Annotated in this window: 18 protein-coding genes and 1 tRNA gene; 13 read left to right on the top strand and 6 right to left on the bottom strand. The window is 36.5% G+C overall.

Going from position 1 to position 19,040, the window contains the following annotated elements; genetic code table 11:
- Positions 1-2,418: a TonB-dependent receptor gene (locus CQ022_RS19275; protein WP_105683917.1), complete on the top strand. Its 2,418-nt coding sequence runs from the start codon at positions 1-3 to the stop codon at positions 2,416-2,418.
- Positions 2,419-2,569: 151 nt separating this feature from the next.
- Here CQ022_RS19275 and CQ022_RS19270 read toward each other — a convergent pair whose 3' ends face one another.
- Positions 2,570-4,828, bottom strand: coding sequence for a polyribonucleotide nucleotidyltransferase (locus tag CQ022_RS19270; protein WP_105683916.1), 2,259 nt, complete (start codon positions 4,826-4,828; stop codon positions 2,570-2,572).
- A gap of 435 nt (positions 4,829-5,263) precedes the next feature.
- On the opposite strand from CQ022_RS19270, the gene CQ022_RS19265 reads away from it, so the two are divergent.
- Positions 5,264-6,685 (top strand): sugar MFS transporter, encoded by a 1,422-nt coding sequence (locus CQ022_RS19265; RefSeq protein WP_105683915.1) that lies wholly within the window; start codon positions 5,264-5,266, stop codon positions 6,683-6,685.
- Between the two features lie 123 nt (positions 6,686-6,808).
- Entirely contained in the window at positions 6,809-7,168 is a 360-nt protein-coding gene (locus CQ022_RS19260; protein ID WP_105683914.1) for a DUF4260 domain-containing protein, read from the top strand.
- 308 nt (positions 7,169-7,476) lie between these two features.
- On the opposite strand, the gene rpsO is transcribed toward CQ022_RS19260, so the two are convergent.
- A complete protein-coding gene (gene rpsO, locus CQ022_RS19255) occupies positions 7,477-7,746 on the bottom strand; it encodes a 30S ribosomal protein S15 (protein WP_034692246.1) in 270 nt (89 codons plus the stop codon).
- Between the two features lie 173 nt (positions 7,747-7,919).
- Here rpsO and CQ022_RS19250 point away from each other — a divergent pair, with 173 nt between their 5' ends.
- From CQ022_RS19250 to CQ022_RS19235, 8 genes are all read left to right on the top strand, one after another.
- The gene (locus CQ022_RS19250) at positions 7,920-8,468 is read left to right on the top strand and encodes a pyruvate decarboxylase (protein ID WP_105683913.1); all 549 of its coding nucleotides are present in this window, start codon (positions 7,920-7,922) and stop codon (positions 8,466-8,468) included.
- Positions 8,469-8,720: 252 nt separating this feature from the next.
- Positions 8,721-8,876: a hypothetical protein gene (locus CQ022_RS23035; RefSeq protein ID WP_165791689.1), complete on the top strand. Its 156-nt coding sequence runs from the start codon at positions 8,721-8,723 to the stop codon at positions 8,874-8,876.
- A gap of 160 nt (positions 8,877-9,036) precedes the next feature.
- Positions 9,037-9,177, top strand: coding sequence for a bacteriocin-like protein (locus CQ022_RS23030; protein WP_165791688.1), 141 nt, complete (start codon positions 9,037-9,039; stop codon positions 9,175-9,177).
- 35 nt (positions 9,178-9,212) lie between these two features.
- Positions 9,213-9,359, top strand: coding sequence for a bacteriocin-like protein (locus CQ022_RS23025; RefSeq protein ID WP_156106370.1), 147 nt, complete (start codon positions 9,213-9,215; stop codon positions 9,357-9,359).
- A gap of 153 nt (positions 9,360-9,512) precedes the next feature.
- Positions 9,513-9,662 (top strand): bacteriocin-like protein, encoded by a 150-nt coding sequence (locus CQ022_RS23020; RefSeq protein ID WP_158521347.1) that lies wholly within the window; start codon positions 9,513-9,515, stop codon positions 9,660-9,662.
- Positions 9,663-10,008: 346 nt separating this feature from the next.
- Positions 10,009-11,331: a magnesium transporter gene (gene mgtE / locus CQ022_RS19245; RefSeq protein ID WP_105683912.1), complete on the top strand. Its 1,323-nt coding sequence runs from the start codon at positions 10,009-10,011 to the stop codon at positions 11,329-11,331.
- A gap of 26 nt (positions 11,332-11,357) precedes the next feature.
- Positions 11,358-12,098: an ABC transporter substrate-binding protein gene (locus CQ022_RS19240; RefSeq protein WP_105683911.1), complete on the top strand. Its 741-nt coding sequence runs from the start codon at positions 11,358-11,360 to the stop codon at positions 12,096-12,098.
- A 55-nt stretch (positions 12,099-12,153) separates the two neighbouring features.
- Positions 12,154-12,621 (top strand): cupin domain-containing protein, encoded by a 468-nt coding sequence (locus tag CQ022_RS19235; RefSeq protein ID WP_105683910.1) that lies wholly within the window; start codon positions 12,154-12,156, stop codon positions 12,619-12,621.
- 50 nt (positions 12,622-12,671) lie between these two features.
- On the opposite strand, the gene CQ022_RS19230 is transcribed toward CQ022_RS19235, so the two are convergent.
- Both CQ022_RS19230 and CQ022_RS19225 read right to left on the bottom strand, forming a co-directional pair.
- Positions 12,672-13,121, bottom strand: coding sequence for a GAF domain-containing protein (locus CQ022_RS19230; RefSeq protein ID WP_079240912.1), 450 nt, complete (start codon positions 13,119-13,121; stop codon positions 12,672-12,674).
- A 12-nt stretch (positions 13,122-13,133) separates the two neighbouring features.
- On the bottom strand, positions 13,134-14,561 hold the full coding sequence (locus tag CQ022_RS19225) for a nicotinate-nucleotide adenylyltransferase (RefSeq protein WP_105683909.1): 1,428 nt from the start codon (positions 14,559-14,561) through the stop codon (positions 13,134-13,136).
- A gap of 54 nt (positions 14,562-14,615) precedes the next feature.
- Between CQ022_RS19225 and CQ022_RS19220 the strand changes: the two genes are divergently transcribed.
- Together CQ022_RS19220 and CQ022_RS19215 are read left to right on the top strand one after the other, a co-directional pair.
- A complete protein-coding gene (locus tag CQ022_RS19220; RefSeq protein ID WP_105684010.1) occupies positions 14,616-15,383 on the top strand; it encodes an MBL fold metallo-hydrolase in 768 nt (255 codons plus the stop codon).
- Positions 15,384-15,476: 93 nt separating this feature from the next.
- Positions 15,477-15,556: transfer RNA gene (locus tag CQ022_RS19215), tRNA-Leu, on the top strand.
- A 180-nt stretch (positions 15,557-15,736) separates the two neighbouring features.
- On the opposite strand, the gene CQ022_RS19210 is transcribed toward CQ022_RS19215, so the two are convergent.
- The gene (locus tag CQ022_RS19210; protein ID WP_105683908.1) at positions 15,737-16,813 is read right to left on the bottom strand and encodes a hypothetical protein; all 1,077 of its coding nucleotides are present in this window, start codon (positions 16,811-16,813) and stop codon (positions 15,737-15,739) included.
- A gap of 409 nt (positions 16,814-17,222) precedes the next feature.
- Positions 17,223-18,635, bottom strand: coding sequence for a hypothetical protein (locus tag CQ022_RS19205; protein ID WP_105683907.1), 1,413 nt, complete (start codon positions 18,633-18,635; stop codon positions 17,223-17,225).
- Between the last annotated feature and the right edge of the window lie 405 nt (positions 18,636-19,040).

Genomic DNA, 19,040 nt, shown 5'->3' with positions numbered 1-19,040 from the left:
ATGACCAGAATATTTTTACTCTTATTGGTCTGGATGCTGATGGTATGTACCAGCAGGTTTTCCGCCCAGCAGACCACGCAGAGTTTGTCTTTGTCAGGAAATATAAAATCCGGCAATGCAGAACAGATGGAGATCAATCTCTTTGATGCAGATCAGAAATTAATCAAAACAGAAATTGCGGATAGCAATGGTAAGTTTAATTTTAATGAGTTAAAAGAAGGAACGTATCAAGTAAAAATTAATAAAAACGGTTCGGAAGTCTATCATTCGGAAAATATTTCACTGACCGAAAACAAGACTCTTACGGCCATCGATTTGAGTGTAAAATCCATTGAAGGAGTTACCATCACGAAAACCAAACCTTTGATTGAAAGACAGGACGGGAAAATGATCATGAACGTTGAAAACAGCATTGCCAGTACCGGAAATTCTGCTTTTGAAGTATTGGAAAAAGCTCCCGGAGTGAATATCGATAACAACGATAATATCAGTCTGCGAGGGAAAGGAAATCTGCTGATTCAGATAGATGGTAAAAACACGCCCATGACCGGAAGTGATCTTGCCAATTATCTAAAGGGAATTCCTTCTTCCACTATTGAAAAGATAGAGTTCATTACCAATCCGTCTTCAAAATATGATGCATCGGGATCTGCAATCATCAATATTAAACTTAAAAAAGAGCAGAGAAAAGGAACCAACGGAAGTATTTCTACGTCTTTAGGAACAGGTAAATACGTAAAAAACAACAACAGCTTCAGCATCAATCACCGAAATAAAAAAATCAATATTTTCGGAAACTACAGCTTTGCCTACAGAGAAGCTTATAACGGTCTGGTACTGGACAGGAATTTCTATGAAAACAATACTTTTAAAAAAGCCTATGTACAGGACAATTATCTGAAATTCAAGTTCAACAGTCATGTGGCCAAAGCGGGAATGGATTATTATCTGAATGATAAGAATGTACTTGGATTTTCTGTAGGATTGGTTTCGAACAAATTCAATATCAATGGCGATAATTCCAATGTGACGCTGGGCAGCAGCCATCTTCCTGAAAGCTCATTTACAACCGTCAACAGATCGAATGACCGCTGGACCAATCTTTCATTCAACCTTAATCATAAGTATACCATTGATTCTTTAGGATCTGATATTTCTACGGATTTTGACTACATCAATTACGCCAATTCTTCTTTACAGAGTTTTGATACAAGAACCCATCAAATCGCCAGCGGGACGGGCAATCTGGATATTATCAAAGGTGATATGGATGGAAAACTGAATATTTATTCTTTGAAATCCGACCTTACCAAAAACTTCAGCAACGACTGGAAGCTGGAAAGCGGGGTTAAAACAAGTTTTGTAAAGACAGATAATGATCTGAAATTCTTCAATGCAACTTCCGGTACTCTTATTCCTGATCTTAATAAAACCAATCATTTTATTTATGAAGAAAACATCAATGCAGTCTACGGAAATGTCTCAAAAAAATGGGAAAAACTGAAAGCTACAGCAGGTTTAAGACTTGAAAACACCAATGTAAAAGGGACTCAAATTACCACCAATCAAATCAATAAAAGAAATTATACCCAACTGTTTCCAAGTGCTGTTTTCGCTTATGATCTGACGGATAAAAGCAACCTTGAAATCAATTTCAGCAGAAGGATTACAAGACCTAGCTACAACCAGTTGAATCCTTTCAAATTCTATCTTGATCCGACTACCCTGAGAGCAGGAAATCCAGATCTGAACCCGCAAATCACAATGAATTATGAGCTGACTTACAGCCTGAGCAATAGGTATTTCGCCACATTAAGCTACAGCAAAACTTCCGACAACATTACAGATATCTTAAAACCTGTAACAGAAAACGGACAGATAGTAACGGTACAGACGATTGAAAACCTGAGTTCTGCTTCTTATTATGGCCTAAATCTGATCGCTCCGGTAAAAGTGATAAAATGGTGGGACATGAGCAACAGCGCCAATTTCTACTATGGTTCTTATACAGGAAACGTTTCCGGAACACAGATTAATAACCAGGGGAATTTTACCTTCAGTATTAACAGTATTAATTCCTTTAAATTAGGAAATGGCTTCACTGCTGAACTTACCGGAAATTATAAGGCAAGGGAAGTCTACGCCTATCTTAATGCAAGCGCGAACTGGTACCTGAATATCGGAGCGCAGAAGAAATTCAAAAACAACAGTGTACTGAAGCTTTCTTTCACCGATGTATTCTTTACCAGCAATCTCAAAGGACAGACGGTGTATAATGATTATATCGAAAACTTTGCCGTAAAAAGAGATACCCGTGTGGCAACCCTATCCTATACTTATAATTTTGGCTCTTCTAAAAACGGACAGCCAAGAAAAACAGGAGGTGCCGAGGATCTGAAGCAGAGAGTGGGAAGTTAATAACTATGGTCATTGCGAGCCGAAGGCGAAGCAATCTCAATTTTGAAAATTTAAATAATAAGATTGCTTCAATGCTCTGCATTTCGCAATGACAAAAAAAGCAAAAATCCCTCAAAATTGAGGGATTTTTTATATTTAAGAATGAATCTTATTAAGCTTCGTTAGAAGGAGTTTCGTTTTCCACGGGTTTATCACCTTGTGGCTTTTGTCCTTCAGGTCTTCTTTGTCCCTCAGGTCTTCCTTGTCCTTCCGGTCTTCTTTGACCTTCTGGTCTACCTTGTCCTTCTGGTCTTGGAGGTCTTGGTAAAAGAACTTTACGGGAAAGTTTCATTTTCTTACGGTCATCGTAACCCATGAACTTCACTTCTACTTCATCACCTTCTGCATAAGGAACTTTGTCTAGACGAGCCCATTCAATTTCAGAAATATGAAGAAGTCCTTCTGTTCCTTTAGCAATCGCTACGAATGCACCAAAGTCCATTACCTTCACTACTTTACCTTTGTAAACTTCACCAATAACCGGTACGAAAGTAATTTCGTTAATTCTTGCAACAGCAGCATTGATTTTCTCTCTGTCTGTTCCTGCAATCTCGATACGTCCGATCTCACCTAATTCTTCAATAGCAATAACGGTATCCGTATCTTTCTGCATCTGCTGAATCACTTTTCCTCCAGGCCCGATTACAGCACCAATGAAGTCTTTTGGAATCTCCATTACCACCATTTTCGGAGCGTGAGGCTTCACGTCTGCTCTTGGTTCAGAGATTGTTTCAGTGATTTTATTTAAGATGTGTAATCTTCCGTCTCTAGCCTGCATTAAAGCTTTTTCCATGATATCCATAGAAAGTCCCTGGATTTTAATATCCATTTGACAAGCTGTAATACCATCTGCAGTACCTGTTACTTTAAAGTCCATATCTCCAAGGTGATCTTCATCTCCTAAGATATCAGAAAGTACAGTGAATTTACCTGATTTTGCATCTGTAATCAATCCCATTGCAATACCTGAAACAGGTTTTGTAATCTGTACTCCAGCATCCATTAGTGCTAGTGTTCCTGCACAAACTGTTGCCATTGAAGATGAACCGTTTGATTCAAGGATATCAGAAACAATTCTGATGGTATATGGATTTTCTTCAGGAATTACGGCCTGCAATGCTCTCTGAGCAAGGTTACCGTGTCCTACTTCTCTTCTTGAAGTTCCTCTTAGAGGTCTTGCTTCACCTGTAGAGAATGGAGGGAAGTTATAATGTAAGAAGAATTTCTCGTCATGCTGCGTGATTACGCTGTCTACCATGTTTGCATCTTTCACAGAACCTAAAGTTACTGCTGTTAAAGACTGAGTTTCACCTCTTGTAAACACTGCAGAACCGTGAGCTCCCGGAAGGTAATCAATTTCTGACCAGATTGGACGGATCGTTTGAGGATCACGACCATCAAGACGGATATTATCTTCAAGAATCATCTGACGCATGGCTTCTTTCTCTACATCATGATAATATACTTTTACGAAAGGTGTTACTCTTTCCAATTCTTCTTCATTATCAGCATACTGAGCAAGGAATTCTTCACGAACCGCTTTGAATTTCTCTCCTCTCTCCTCTTTTCCAGATGGAGTTCTTGCTACTTCATATACTTTATCGTAAGTTTCTTTCCACACTTTTTCACGAATTTCTTCGTCGTGATTTTCGTGAGAATATTCTCTCTTAGGGAAAGCTTTACCTACTTTTTCTGCTAATCTTTCCTGAGCTTCAATTTGCTTTTTAATTTCAGCATGACCAAAATTGATAGCTTCTAACATTTCCTGCTCGGAAATTTCTTTCATTTCTCCTTCTACCATTACGATGGAGTCTTTAGTAGCTCCAACCATGATGTCTAACTCAGAATTTTTCAATTCTTCGTAACTTGGGTTGATTGAAAGTACTCCATCAAATCTTACAACTCTTACTTCAGACATTGGTCCGTTGAAAGGAATATCTGTAATAGCAATAGCTGCAGAAGCTGCCAAACCAGCTAAATCATCAGGAATTGTTTTTCCGTCATAAGAAATTAATGAAATCATCACCTGAACTTCAGCATGGAAATCTTCAGGGAAAAGCGGACGTAATACTCTGTCCACCAAACGCATCGTTAAAATTTCCTGATCAGAAGGTCTTGCTTCTCTACGGAAGAAGTTTCCAGGAATTCTTCCACCTGCATAGAATTTTTCTCTATAATCAACGGTTAATGGTAAAAAATCTACACCAGGATTGGCTTCTTTATTGGCTACAACCGTTGCTAAAAGCATTGTTCCACCCATTTTTACTACCACAGATCCATCAGCCTGTTTAGCCAACTTCCCTGTTTCGATAGTGATTTCTCTGCCATCAGCAAGAGTAATCATTTCTGTAAACGCTTGAGGTATACTCATAAATTTGTCTTCTTAATACTCCGTATTGAGTATGAATTAATATTTAAACTCTTTAAATTTTCGTCTGCAAAGGTACTATATAATAATGATATATTAAATTTTTCGATTGCATAAATAGGCTCTTAAAATACAAAAAATTGGCTATCAATTGATGAGAGTTTCAAAGTTTATATCCTTAATGTCAACTTTTCTGTCATTTATAAAAATAAAAAAGTGTTTTTTTAAAGATAATGCATTGAAAAATCCAGTCGTTTTTGTATTATTGTCTCAAAAAATGAAAATAATACTATCCTATGAAGAAAGTATACATTTCATTATAAAAACCATTAAAATTATTGCAAAGACATAGGTTGATTCCTATATTTGCCCTACTTCACCAAATACCATGCTGTAGGCAAAAAGTTAAGGGCTATTCCTTAAGATAAATAAATGTTTATGATAAATAAAGAAGTACAACCTCAAAGCAGGAATTACACGGTTCCGTTGATTACCATCACCCTGCTGTTTTTTATGTGGGGATTCATCACCTGTATGAATGACATCCTGATCCCCTATCTGAAACAACTTTTCAATCTTACCTTTTTCGAATCCATGCTGGTACAGTTCTGTTTTTTCGGAGCTTACTTTATCGGATCACTGATTTATTTTCTGATCTCTATCACGAAAGGAGATCCCATTAATAAATTAGGATATAAAAAAGGAATCCTGTTCGGAATTTTTCTGGCCGCTTTTGGCTGTGTCCTGTTTTATCCGGCAGCTACTTTTTCGTATTACCCTCTGTTTCTGGGTGCTTTGTTTATTTTAGGACTCGGTTTTACAGTACTTCAGATTACAGCCAATGCGTATGTTTCGCTGCTGGGAAGTGAAGAATCTGCTTCCAGCCGTCTGAATATGACTCAGGCATTCAATGCATTCGGAACAACCATTGCTCCGGTACTTGGAGGTCACCTTATTTTTGAATTTTTCTCTTCTCCGGACGGATCTTTCAGCGCGGTAGCCACAAGAATTCCTTACCTTATTTTTGCAGGGATTCTTTTATTGGTCGCCTTATTGATCTCAAGAGTTAAGCTTCCTTCATTCCAGATGGGTGAAGAAGAAATTGTAAAAGGCTGGGGAGCGCTTGAATTCAGTCACCTGAAATTTGGAGTATTTGCCATGTTCTGCTATGTAGGCGGAGAAGTTGCCGTGGGAAGTTTTATCATCAGCTTCCTGGAGCAGCCCCAAATTATGGGCTTTAATGAAATCATCAGTAAGAATTATCTTTCTATGTATTGGGGTGGAGCCATGATCGGACGTTTTCTTGGTGCTATCTCTTTAAATCAGTCTTTGAGCCAAAGTAAAAAGGCGGTTTATATGCTGGGAGCAGCAGGAGCTGTTTTCCTTGTGATCTTCAGTATTGTGAATCTTACCTTCTCTCAGATCAGTTTTTTCATTGTATTTATCATACTTAATTTCATTGCCTTCTTCATTGGTAAAGCAGCACCGGCAAGAACATTATCAATCTTTGCCGCAATTAATGTTGTATTATTGATTTCCGCAATGGTGAATCATGGTGAAATGGCCATGTACAGTATTTTAGGAATCGGAATCTTCAACTCTATTATGTTCTCTAACATTTATACCCTCGCCATTTCGGGACTGGGGAAATATACCAGTCAGGGATCATCTTTAGTAGTAATGGCTATTTTGGGAGGAGCCATTGTTCCTATTTTCCAGGGATACCTTGCAGATCAGTTTGGAGTACAGCATTCATTTATTATTCCTGTATTCTGTTATCTGGTGATTCTTATTTTTGGAGCTTACTGTACCAAATATCTTGGTCATGTGGAAAGCACTGAAGCCAAATCAGGACATTAAAATCAAAATCAAATCAAAATGTATAAGCGGAATATCTCAAAGGTGTTCCGCTTCTTTTTTGGATCTTATCATGTAACTTTTCATTGAAAAAAGGAACTTATCTTGTTAATAAACACCATTACAATGAAAATACAGTTAAAGCTTGAATACGCAGCATTTCTGTCGTTAGGAGCATATGCTTTTGCCCAGACAGGATATTCCTGGTGGTGGTTTGCAGGACTTTTCTTGGCACCCGATATTTCCATGCTGGGATATACGGTTAATAATAAAGTGGGAGCTTTTTGCTATAACCTTTTCCATCATTTTGGAGTAGCCATTGTGGTATATCTTGCCGGAACAGCTCTCTCACTGCCCTATTTACAAATGATTGGAACAATCTTATTTTCCCATTCTGCTTTTGACAGAATTCTGGGGTATGGATTGAAATATCCTGATAGTTTTCAGAATACCCATTTGGGGAAAATTGGAAAGAAGGTTGAGTAAATGGATACTACAGAGAATTAACCACCCCGTCAAAAATTCTTTGAATTTTTGCCACCCCTCCGGAGGATGGGAATTTTGGCACCTTCAATTGGGATGTTTGTCATATATTTTAATGCATTGTTGCCTAATGCTTTTGACTGGATTCCTACGGAATGACACAATTCAAATAGAGTTTTAATCATTCAATTTGTCATTCCGTAGGAATCTCAACAAAATTGATCAGGACCTTCTGTGGCTTTTGTGGTTATATTACAACTAAAAAAGCAACCTCTTTCGAAGTTGCTTTTTATTTTGAAAATCTTTATAGATTATTTTCTTAAACCTAGTTCAGCAATAATTGCTCTATATCTTGCGATATCTTTGTTTTTAAGGTAATCTAGTAAACTTTTTCTCTTACCTACCAATTTCACTAGAGATCTCTCTGTGTTGAAATCATGACGGTTAGCCTTTAAGTGCTGAGATAAGTGGTTGATTCTGAAAGTGAAAAGAGCGATTTGTCCTTCAGCACTCCCTGTGTCTTGTGCAGATTTTCCGTGTTTTGCGAAAATTTCCTGCTTTTTGTCTGTTGTTAAGTACATTCCAATATTGTTTAATGATTATTATGTAACGGGTGCAAAATTACGACTATTTTTTGATCCTGCAAACATTATTGATTTCATATATCAAAATTGATAGAAAAAAATGTTAAAAATTTCTTAACAAATTATATGCAATCCAACGAAAAGGCAGTAATTTTGCATACGAATTACAAATGAAAAAAATTATATTCTTTACAGCGGTTACTACTTTTTTATTCATCGGATTTACTTCGGTAAAAGCCCAGAGGAATGCTGATGATAAAATAAAAAAAGTTCTATACTTCAATCCCGAGGTAGAGCCTGATATTGATGAAATAAAAGACCCTACCAACAGTGCTTTCTTTGATGCAGTTACTGATAATTTTGGAGACAGAAAGAATAAAATGCTTCGTGCAGAAGTTCAGGTTCCCTTCGACAGCATTGATAAACAGACTATCGTAGACTACTGCCATAATAATGATGCAGACTTTGCCATTGTTTCCAAAGTAAGATATTTCAAAGTAGGTTTTGGAAAATACGTATTCTCCAACCAGGTGGTGGTCAGCATGAAACTTTTTGGTTCTGACGGAAATCTTGTAACCGAAACAGATCACGATACTTACCGAAAAAATATGCGTCTGCTAGGCTCTACCGTAAATTCTGTTAAACTAGGAACTGAAGGAGCAATAAAAGGAATCATTAAGAAGCTGAGAAAATTAAAACCCACGGAAGCAGAGCTTTGAGTTTCGGGTTTAAGGTTTAAGGTTTAAGGTTTAAGGTTTAAGGTTGGAATATAAGACCTTTGATTGTCAATAGTCAATTTTGCTTCGCAAGTCAATTGTGAATTTTTCTTCATGCAGCTACCAAAATAAATTCATAATTCATAATTCATAATTCATAATTCATTCATAGCCCTTTTCCTGCAGAATATCTTTGTGTTTATCAACCATTTGAAGGCTTTCATTAATTTGGTTTTATCTTAAATCTAAATTATTATGAAAAATTCAAATTTAAAAAAGTTAAGCAGAGAAAGTCAGAGAGAAATCTTAGGAAGTATCATCCGTCTTCAGAAATGCCAGTATCATTTTGAATGTCCTGGCGGATCATGCTGTCATCGGGTATGCGTTGCTTATGCATGTCCGGAATTATAAAAATTTTCATGTTATACAGAGCACTTGTTTACTTTTACGAACAGGTGCTTTTTGTTTAAAAAACACTATAAATAATTGATTAACAATTAAATATTTTCACCAAATAATGATTTATTAAATATTTTTTACTATTTTAGTTCAACATTAAAACCAAAATCTCATGAAAAATTTAAAGAAACTCAGCAGGCAGGCCGCCAAACAAATTAACGGAGGATCCATTGAAAGATGCAGTGAAAGCAATCCATGTCCTGTAGGATATTGCTGCAATGGTATTTGCTCACCATTTATCTGCCTTGAATAAAAGTACACCTAACCATCAACTATAAAATAAACATCATGAAAAATCTAAAAAAACTCAGCCGACAAGTACAGAAAGAAATCAAAGGCAGCGGACCTTTCAAAAGATGCACAGAGCATTACGAATGTCCGGGCGGATCATGTTGCCATAACATCTGTGTGGTAAATCCTTGTCCCCTGGAATAATATATGATCATTACAGACACCTGCATTTGTAGGTGTTTTTTATTTAAAACTTAAACAAAACATTGATTCATAGTAAAATATTTTCACTCACAAATGAATAATATAGAAATATTTACTATTTTAGTCTAACATAAAATCAAAACTATAAACTATATGAAAAATCTAAAAAAACTCAGCAGAGAAGCTGCCAAACAAATTAATGGAGGTATTGGACCATTCAGATGCAGCATAACCAGACCTTGTTCCGTTGGATACTGCTGTAACGGAGAATGCCTTGATCATGACTGTCCGATAGAGCCTTAATCTTATTATATTTGATTACCATGAAAAATTCAAATCTTAAGAAGCTCAACAGGCTGGAACAAAAAAACATTAAAGGAAGCGGAATAAAAAAGTGTGGTGACAATTCAGATTGCGGACCATACCAATGTTGTACAAATGCTGTTTGTATATACATTCCTACTTCAGAATGCGAACCAATGTAAAGAATATTGGAATTTAAAATTTAATTTTTGCACATCCGTTTCGGCGGGTGTTTTTTTTGCCCTTATAGTGAAGCATTAAACTTTAATTAATCCTTAATTTTGTCAGTTTATAGCTCAGTCTTAAAAATTTGAATTATTTTTGCATATCCAAAAAATTTCACGTTTTGAATTCTAGAGACGAACTTATCTTCAACCCTGCCGATATTGCCGAAACCCTCAGCGAACTTCCTGCTGATGAGAGGCTGCTCGCGTTCCTGAAGGTTCCGAAAGAATACAAAGCAGAAGTCTTTTCACATCTTGACCCTGATTTCCAGGAGGATACCATCAGAAGTATCGGAAGCGATGAAGTTTCCGAAATCCTGAATGCTATGACTCCGGATGACAGAACTGCTCTTTTTGAGGATTTCCCGGATGAGCTTATCAAGTACTCCATCAACCACCTTAATCCGCAGGAAAGAAGAATTGCTTTAAAGCTTCTTGGATACAATTCGGATTCGATTGCCCGTCTGATGACTCCCTATTATATCCAGATCCGTAAGGAATGGACGGTAAAAAGATGTCTTCAGCAAATCAAAAAGGTAGGAAAAAGAGTGGAAACCATGAACTATCTGTATGTTGTGGATGAAAGAAACCGCCTCATTGATGACCTTGCTATCGGAACTTTACTGTTGGAAGAGGAAGATACTTTGGTTTCAGATATTACAGACAATCATTTTGTAGCTATTACTACCACTACATCTAAAGAGGATGCGGTAACCTATTTCGAAAAGTATGACCGTGGCGCTCTTCCTATTATTACGGAAGCCGGTGTTTTGGTAGGAATCGTAACGATAGATGACATCCTCGATCAGATTGAACAGCAGAACACGGAAGATATCCAGAAATTCGGGGGATTGGAAGCATTAGATCTTCCCTATATCCAAACTTCATGGACAGAGATGATTAAAAAAAGGGCAACCTGGCTGATCATTCTATTTGTTTCGGAAATGCTGACTGCATCAGCAATGGGATATTTTGATAAAGAAATTGAAAAAGCCGTTGTACTGGCCCTATTTGTTCCATTGATTATTTCCAGTGGAGGAAATTCCGGATCTCAGGCAGCCACATTGATTATCCGTGCCATGGCCCTTCAGGAAATCAATCTCAAAGACTGGTGGTATGTCATGAAAAAAGAGATTATCTCCGGATTATGTCTGGGTGCCATCTTAGGAGTCATCGGATTTATACGAATTATGCTTTGGCAGCAGATTGGTCTTTTTGATTATGGCCAGTATTGGGTATATGTCGGATTAAGTGTTTCGGTTTCTTTAATTGCCATTGTATTATGGGGAACGTTATCTGGTTCTATGATTCCATTTGTTTTAAAGAAATTAAACCTTGACCCTGCTACCTCTTCTGCTCCATTTGTAGCAACATTGGTGGATGTTACGGGGCTTATTATCTATTTTACCGTAGCCGGACTTTTCTTAACCGGAAAACTTTTGTAATTTTAGGCATCCTCTAACATGCCAATATGAAAATCGTTTCTCTTGTACCCTCTATTACTGAGGCTTTATTTGACCTTGGGCTTACCGAAAATGAAGTGATCGGCAGAACAAAATTCTGCATTCATCCTCAGGATAAAATAAAAAATGTATCCGTAATTGGTGGAACCAAAAATATCAATATTGAGAAAATTAAAGCGCTGCAACCGGATCTTATTCTTGCCAATAAGGAAGAAAACGTAAAAGAACAGGTAGAAGCGTTGATGGACGATCATAAAGTAATGGTAACCAATATTGACACGATTGAGGATAATTATTATCTGCTCAAAAATCTCGGAAAGCTTTTCGGAAAGGAAGACAGAGCACAGCTTTTCAATCTTAAAATTTATGATATCCTGAATCAGGCAAAGCTGGAAACTCCCGTCAAAGCAGCTTATCTTATCTGGAATAATCCTTATATGACCATTGGCTCAGATACTTTCATCCACAGAATTTTATCGGAAATTGGTTTTGAAAATATTTTCAAAGATAAAACCCGCTATCCTCAAATTACCGTTGAAGATCTGGCGGATGCTGACGTCATCATGCTTTCTTCTGAACCTTTTCCATTTAAAGAAAAACATATTCAGGAACTACAGGTTTTTTATCCTGATAAAAAGATGATGATTGTGGATGGTGAGGCATTTTCCTGGTATGGAACTCATATTGCGAAATGTGAGAATTACTTTAAAGAACTTATTGCTGAAATTCAACTGATGCAGCAAAGCTAGTTTTTCAACCATCAATTTTAAACTCTAAACATTAAACTTTAAATTTTTAATTCACATGTCTGATACCATTATATTATCTGAGGGAGCGGAATTTGATCACGTTATACAGGAAGTTTCGAAATACATCAATCTTTATGTAATGGCGTTTGAAAAAAGTGAACGCACCATTACACGCATGGATAAACGTGAAAATATGTATGGAGGAAACGGAACTGTTTATATGCTGCAGATGTTTGATCAGAAAGAATTAGCAAATAATCGTTTAGCTGCCTATATGGTTTTATTGAACAAAGGGGACGAGTCTGGTTTTCATACGCACAATCAAAGAAATGAACAGGAATTGTACGTTGTTGTTCATGGAACCGGAGAATATAGAGAAAGAACAGGAACAGAGGGAAATATACGTAAGAAAACATTACAAAAAGGGGATATTACGGCTATCAGTTCCATCGGGTATCATTCTGTGGAAAACACTGGAGATGAACCCTTAATTATGTTTGTCATTACCACTAACAATCCATAAAAAACTCCGGCTCAATCAGCCGGAGTCTATATTTTATTGTAAGTTTTCAATTACAAAATCTTAGAAACTTCATTACAGAGCCATTCTAATAATTCACGGTCTTCCTTCGTGAAAGGATCAATGGTATGAGAATCAATATCAATCTGGCCAATGTTTTTTCCGTCTTTAAAAATCGGAACTACAATTTCAGCTTTTGTATCGATAGAACAGCTAAGGTAGTTACTTTCTTCATGTACGTCAGGAACTACAAATGTTTCATTGGAAACCGCTACCTGACCACAAATTCCTTTACCGTAAGGAATAATGGTATGATCTGTTGGTGCTCCCACATAAGGGCCTAAAATCAATTCTTCCTTATCTCCGTTTTTGAAATAAAATCCAGTCCAGTTGAAGTAAGGAATTTCCTGATCCAACAAGTGGCAAACTTTTTCAAGTTTTTCTTCTGTATTATGTTTAGGACTTTCAAGAATTGAGGAAAGTCTTTTCTTTAATTCTGACATTGTATATATATTTTAAGAGAATTGTTTTAGGGAAAGTTCTTCTTTATATCCGAACATTCCACGCTCTTTAATCATTTCTGCTACACCTTCCGGAACCTGAGTTTCCCAACCTTTTACACAGCAGGCAATTTTTCTCAATATTTCTCTGGAATAAATTTCCAAAAACTCCGGGTTATAATTGGTAATATCAACAATACGGTTGTTGTGTTTGAAATATTTATATAATTCTTTCAGGTTTTCCTCTACTTTCAGGTTTGAAGAATCCAGTAACTGGTGTGTTTCCGGATCTTTGTAAGGATACAGATATACTCTCATTCCGTTTCTGAAAAATTTCCCGAATGCCTCAAGGATTCCACCCGACAAATCTTTATAGTATTTCTCATCAAATACCATCAAAAGGTTGTTTACCCCCATCGCCACACCAATATCTCCACTGGTGTAAGAGGCAAAATAATCGATCAGTCTGTAATATTCAGAGAAGTTGGAAATAATAACAGTATATCCCAGTTTAGCCAGAATATCAACTCTGTCAAGGAAATCTCTTTCGTCAATATCTCCGTCTGCTCTCAGATTGGAAATAGTAATCTCAATAAGAACTTCTGTTTCTTCATGGGTACAGATAGCATCTTTGAAAAACATATCCATCCCATTTTTAAGCATATCAATGTTTACTTTCGTTACCGGTCTGAAACTTCCTCTTACCGCAAAAATATTTTTCTTGTACAATACATCTGCCGGAAGCATGTTACTTCCTTGAGAATTGAAGATTACTGCATCCGTCATTCCATTCTTTACCAATTGAAGAGACATCAGTCTGTTATCAACATAGGCAAAGGCAGGTCCGCTGAAATCAATCATATCAATTTCCAGGTTGTCTTTTGCAACATCATCGTATAAAGATTCTACTAAAGTTCTTGGGTTGTCAAAATAATTGAAAGCCCCGAAAATAAGGTTCACTCCCAGATTTCCTAAGGTTTCCTGCTGAAGAGTGGCATCATTTTCTTTGAATTTTACGTGAATTACGATTTCATTGTAATCTTCATTTTCTTTGGTCTGAAAACGAATTCCTACCCAGCCGTGGCCTTTTACAGTCTTGTCAAAATTAATGGTGGTTACCGTATTGGCATAAGAAAAGAATTTTCTGTCAGGATTATTATCCCTTGAAATTCTCTCTTCAATCAAAGCTACTTCATATCGAAGCATTTTGCGAAGCCTGTTTTGGGTAACATACCTGTTTTTTACTTCCTTTCCGTAGATGGCATCACTAAAATCTTTGTCATAAGCAGACATTGCCTTAGCAATCGTACCGGAAGCTCCCCCTGCTCTAAAAAAGTGGCGAACAGTCTCCTGCCCTGCTCCAATTTCTGCGAAAGTACCATAAATAGTAGGATCTAGATTAATTGTTAATGCTTTTTGTTTAGGAGTTAGTTTCTGATACATTAGGACATGAAATTTTTTGTAAATTTACCAAAATTAAACCAACCTCAAAACAAAATGAAGTTGAAATTTTTAGGAACTGGTACTTCTCAAGGTGTACCTGTTATAGGCTGCACATGTGAAGTGTGTACTTCAGAAAATCCCAAAGACAAACGTTTACGTTCTTCCGTGATGATTACTACGGAAGAAAATAAAAAAATACTGATCGATTGCGGTCCGGATTTCAGGCAGCAAATGCTTACCAATCATGAACATAACGTAGATATTGCGTTGATTACCCATGAACATAATGATCACGTCATCGGACTGGATGATATGCGGCCACTGATTTTTAAGAGTGGAAAAGATGTTCCGCTCTACTGCTATTCAAGAGTGGCTCATGAAATAAAAAACAGATTTCCTTACGCTTTTGCAGACGTAAGATATCCCGGTGCACCCGCTTTTGAACTTCACGAAATTGAAAATAAGCCTTTTCAGGTACTGGATACGGAAATCACTCCTGTGGAAGTGATTCACTATAAAATTACCGTGTTTGGATATAAGTTTAAAAAGCTTGCCTATATTACAGATGCCGGATTTATTTCTGAAACGGAAAAAGAAAAATTAAAGAATCTTGATGTCCTGATCTTAAACTGCATCAGAAAATTTGATCCCCATCCTGCTCATTTTATCCTTCCGGATGTTATTAAACTGTTCGAAGAGCTCAAACCGAAGAAATTATTTTTAACACACATCAGTCATCATTTAGGGCTGCATGACATTGAAGATAAGCAGCTTCCACCCGGAATACACCTTGCCTACGATGGTTTGGAACTTAATTTTTAAAAAAATTCTTCAAAAAAGCTTTTGAACATTGAAAAAAGTTCCTATATTTGCACACCAATTTGAAACAAACATCTTGTTTGTACTCAACATCAAGCCCAGGTGGCGGAATTGGTAGACGCGCTGGTCTCAAACACCAGTTCTTAGGAGTACCGGTTCGATCCCGGTCCTGGGTACAAAAAACCTCTGAAATCTTTTGATTTTCAGAGGTTTTTGTTTTTTAGAATAATTAAATGGTGACTATTATATATTAATCTCTTTCTCTATTTATCAATTTTTTACACCATTCTAAAAACTTAAAAAAAAGCAAATGATGATCAATTATTTTTAATCTTTAATCTTTGCTTAAATCGACATTAATTAATATAGGATGAGTTAAAAGAAACAGATACTGGAGTACAAGATATATTTGCTCCGGATGTAGTTCCGTTATTATATTTTCTGATCATTCTTATATCCAATGTATGGTTACCACTAGTTAAAAATTTAACAGATGATAAATTGAATTGCGCCTGTTCTCCCGCACCTGACTCCTGAACTGTTTGATAAACATTTGTAGCCGTATTATCTATAAATAAAATAGCCTGATAAAAGCCCGAACCCGAACCCGAAGGTGGCAAGCTATAATCAATACCTAGCATAAAATTAATAAATAAAGCTTTACCATCTGTCGGTATTGTAATATTCTGAATAGTTCCCGGAATAATAATATAGCCTAAATCATTCACAGTAAAGTTTAGGGAGCTCGGAGGATTACTAACAGCATTTTCAACTGTTAACACCTGTGCCACTGTAGATACTGAAATAACATTTCCTGAAGCATCTACACCGATAGCCTGTCCTGTTCCTGTAGGTGAAGATGAAGTTAGATTTGTAAATTTCAAACCTGAAACACCCGAAGAGCTTGAGTTAATTTCTAACTTGGCATTGGGTGTTTGGGTTCCAACTCCTATACGGTCATTGGCTGCATCTACTGAAAAGGTAGCACCATCTACCGAAAATGCGTTGGCTTGTGTTCCTGTAAATGCCAGCGAATTACTTCCCTGTGAAACAATACGATTACCCGTAAGGGCACCATCTGTATTGTAGATATTAGCAGATATTGAATTTGTAGGATTATGCAGTTTTACCCATGCTGCTCCATTATAATAGTAATAACCTATAGTATCAACATTTACCGCCGTTCCCGTTTGTGATCCGGTAGCTATACTGTTGACATAAATTAAAGTTGAAATAGGAACACCTGTCATACTTTGAGCTCTCTGCCGGTCTAGCCGGGTAATCAGAACTCCCTCTACGTTGGTAGAAGTGCCTGTAGCATTTTTTACATTAATATCTAAAGTAGCAGCAGGACCGGTCGTATTAATACCTACTTGCGTGTACGCTTTTAAAAAAGCAAACATCATCACCAATGGTAATATTTTTTTTTTCATAAAATATAAGTTTAACGATTCGACAAAACTAAGTACAAACCTGCTCGTAAATGAAAATCAGATATACATCAAATGTACACCAATGGATACATCAAATATACTCTACAACAACATAAACATTTAATAATCAAACATATATAATATTTATTACCTATCATAAACTTGAACCTGTGAAACTTATTAAGGTGTAAAAGAAGGAATTATAGCGCAATTTTTTAAAGAAGTAAAACAACCGACTCTGTTCAAAATTATTATTTTAGCATTTTCAATAAACCAAAATAGAGCATCTCATTGTAAATCAAGATACAAAAGTTTTAATTTCTCCAACCGATCACAAAACGGCTCACAATTTTTATTGTGAGCCGCTTTATGTTTTTAAATTCTAAATTTATTCTCCCTAACCCCCATTTTATTTCACAAAAACAGTAACAGCCATTGAACCTTTACCCCAGTTAAAGTTATTTCCCGATGTAGACCACATATTAAACCGAATTGCATGATTATTACTTTCCGCATATCCATTTAAAGTATAAGTTACCGTAATAGGAGAAGACGAAGAATTTACAATTGTTTCCCCAAATTTCCCTCCTACAGAAACCATTTGAGATCCATTATCTCCTTCAGGGATTGTATATTTTCTTGATCCTAGAGGTTCTTCCACTCCATTTTTAAGAAACCGAATACCATAATATCCTGATTCGCTCCCAACCGTATTTGTAGTTCCCACAGGAATGCTATAATCTACTGAAATTTTAGCTTCAGAATTAGCAGGAATCGTAATCGGGGTTGACAAACCTAAGTTTATATCATTTACAACAACACCACTTCCCAATGCTGCCTGATCTACAGGAGCAGTAGCAGCATCTATAAAAATCCCGGCAAGCTGATAATCTGTAGTCTGGGGACTTAATCGTCGCCAGTTAGCCGATACAGTTGTTCCTTCATTATAATAAATACCTTCCCCATAAGGTGTTAACCCTGGATTTATATTATAAACCAGAAGACCTTTTGCAGGACTCACAATCGTACTGGCATCTGTTATAGAAGTAAGCGATATTCTTGGTAGCAAAAATCCTTTGTTGGAATCAGAAATATCCAGCAAAGCAGAAGTATCCGGGGTACTGGTTCCTACTCCTATATTGCCATCTGAAGTAACAGCCATTCTTATCGTATTATTACTCATAAGATAGAGATTATTGGCTGTAGTAGTTCCAAAATAAGAAGATCCTCCTCCAATATAAGTTTTCAGATTAATCGTACCATTGGTATGATTCAAACCAAAGCTACCATCAGGAGTATTGATGGTAAGTTTGGTATCAGGGGTAATGGTACCAATTCCTACAAGGTTGTTGGCAGCATCTACTGAAAGCGTGGTATTATCTACTGAAAAAGCATTTGTAGCCGTTCCTGTAAATGCCAGGGTACTATTTCCCTGAGAGACAATCCGGTTTCCTGTAAGGGTACCATCTGTATTGTAGATATTACCCACTGTTGAATTTGTTGGATTATGTAGCTTTAGCCACGTTGTTCCATCATAGTAGTAATACCCCACAGTATCAATATTGACGGCTGTTCCCGTTTGTGATCCGGTAGCTGTACTGTTGACATAAATTAAAATTGAAGTGGGAATACCTGCCATACTCTGGGCTTTTTGCCGATCTATCCGGGGAATCAGAATTCCTTCTACGCTGGTAGAAGTGCCTGTAGCATTTTTTGCATTAATATCTAAAGTAGCAGCAGGGCTAGGTGTATTAATACCTACTTGAGTGTATGCTTTAAAAAAAACAAGCAACAACACCAATTGTAATAATTTTTTTTTCATAAAATAATAAGTTTATTAATGTTGATAATTTAACTTAACAAAGTTAAACACAAGCCAACAGCTAAATAAACTCAAACACCCATCAAATCTACATCAAACGTACATCAAAAAGCTGCAAATAAGTAAAAAACCAACACATTATACGCATTATGAAAAAAGAAAACCTCGAACCTCTGAGTCTATAAACTACATTCATAACTATTTCTTTTTTAGGATAAATTTTCAATCAATCTAAAAAGTTTTTTTCATACACGTTGATCAATTCCCCCCCTTTTTTCAGAACCATCAAATAACAAATTTTGTTTAAAAAAAGAATATTTAGAAAGTTGATCTTCTATGATCACAAAAAGCCTCACATTTTTTATTGTGAGGCTTTTTATCCCTATTTTATGCTTTAAATTCTAA

This window comes from Chryseobacterium culicis (assembly GCF_002979755.1).
GTDB lineage: Bacteria > Bacteroidota > Bacteroidia > Flavobacteriales > Weeksellaceae > Chryseobacterium > Chryseobacterium culicis_A.
The sequence above is the reverse complement of the archived record's forward strand: the minus strand, read 5'-3'. Positions and strand labels throughout refer to the sequence as shown.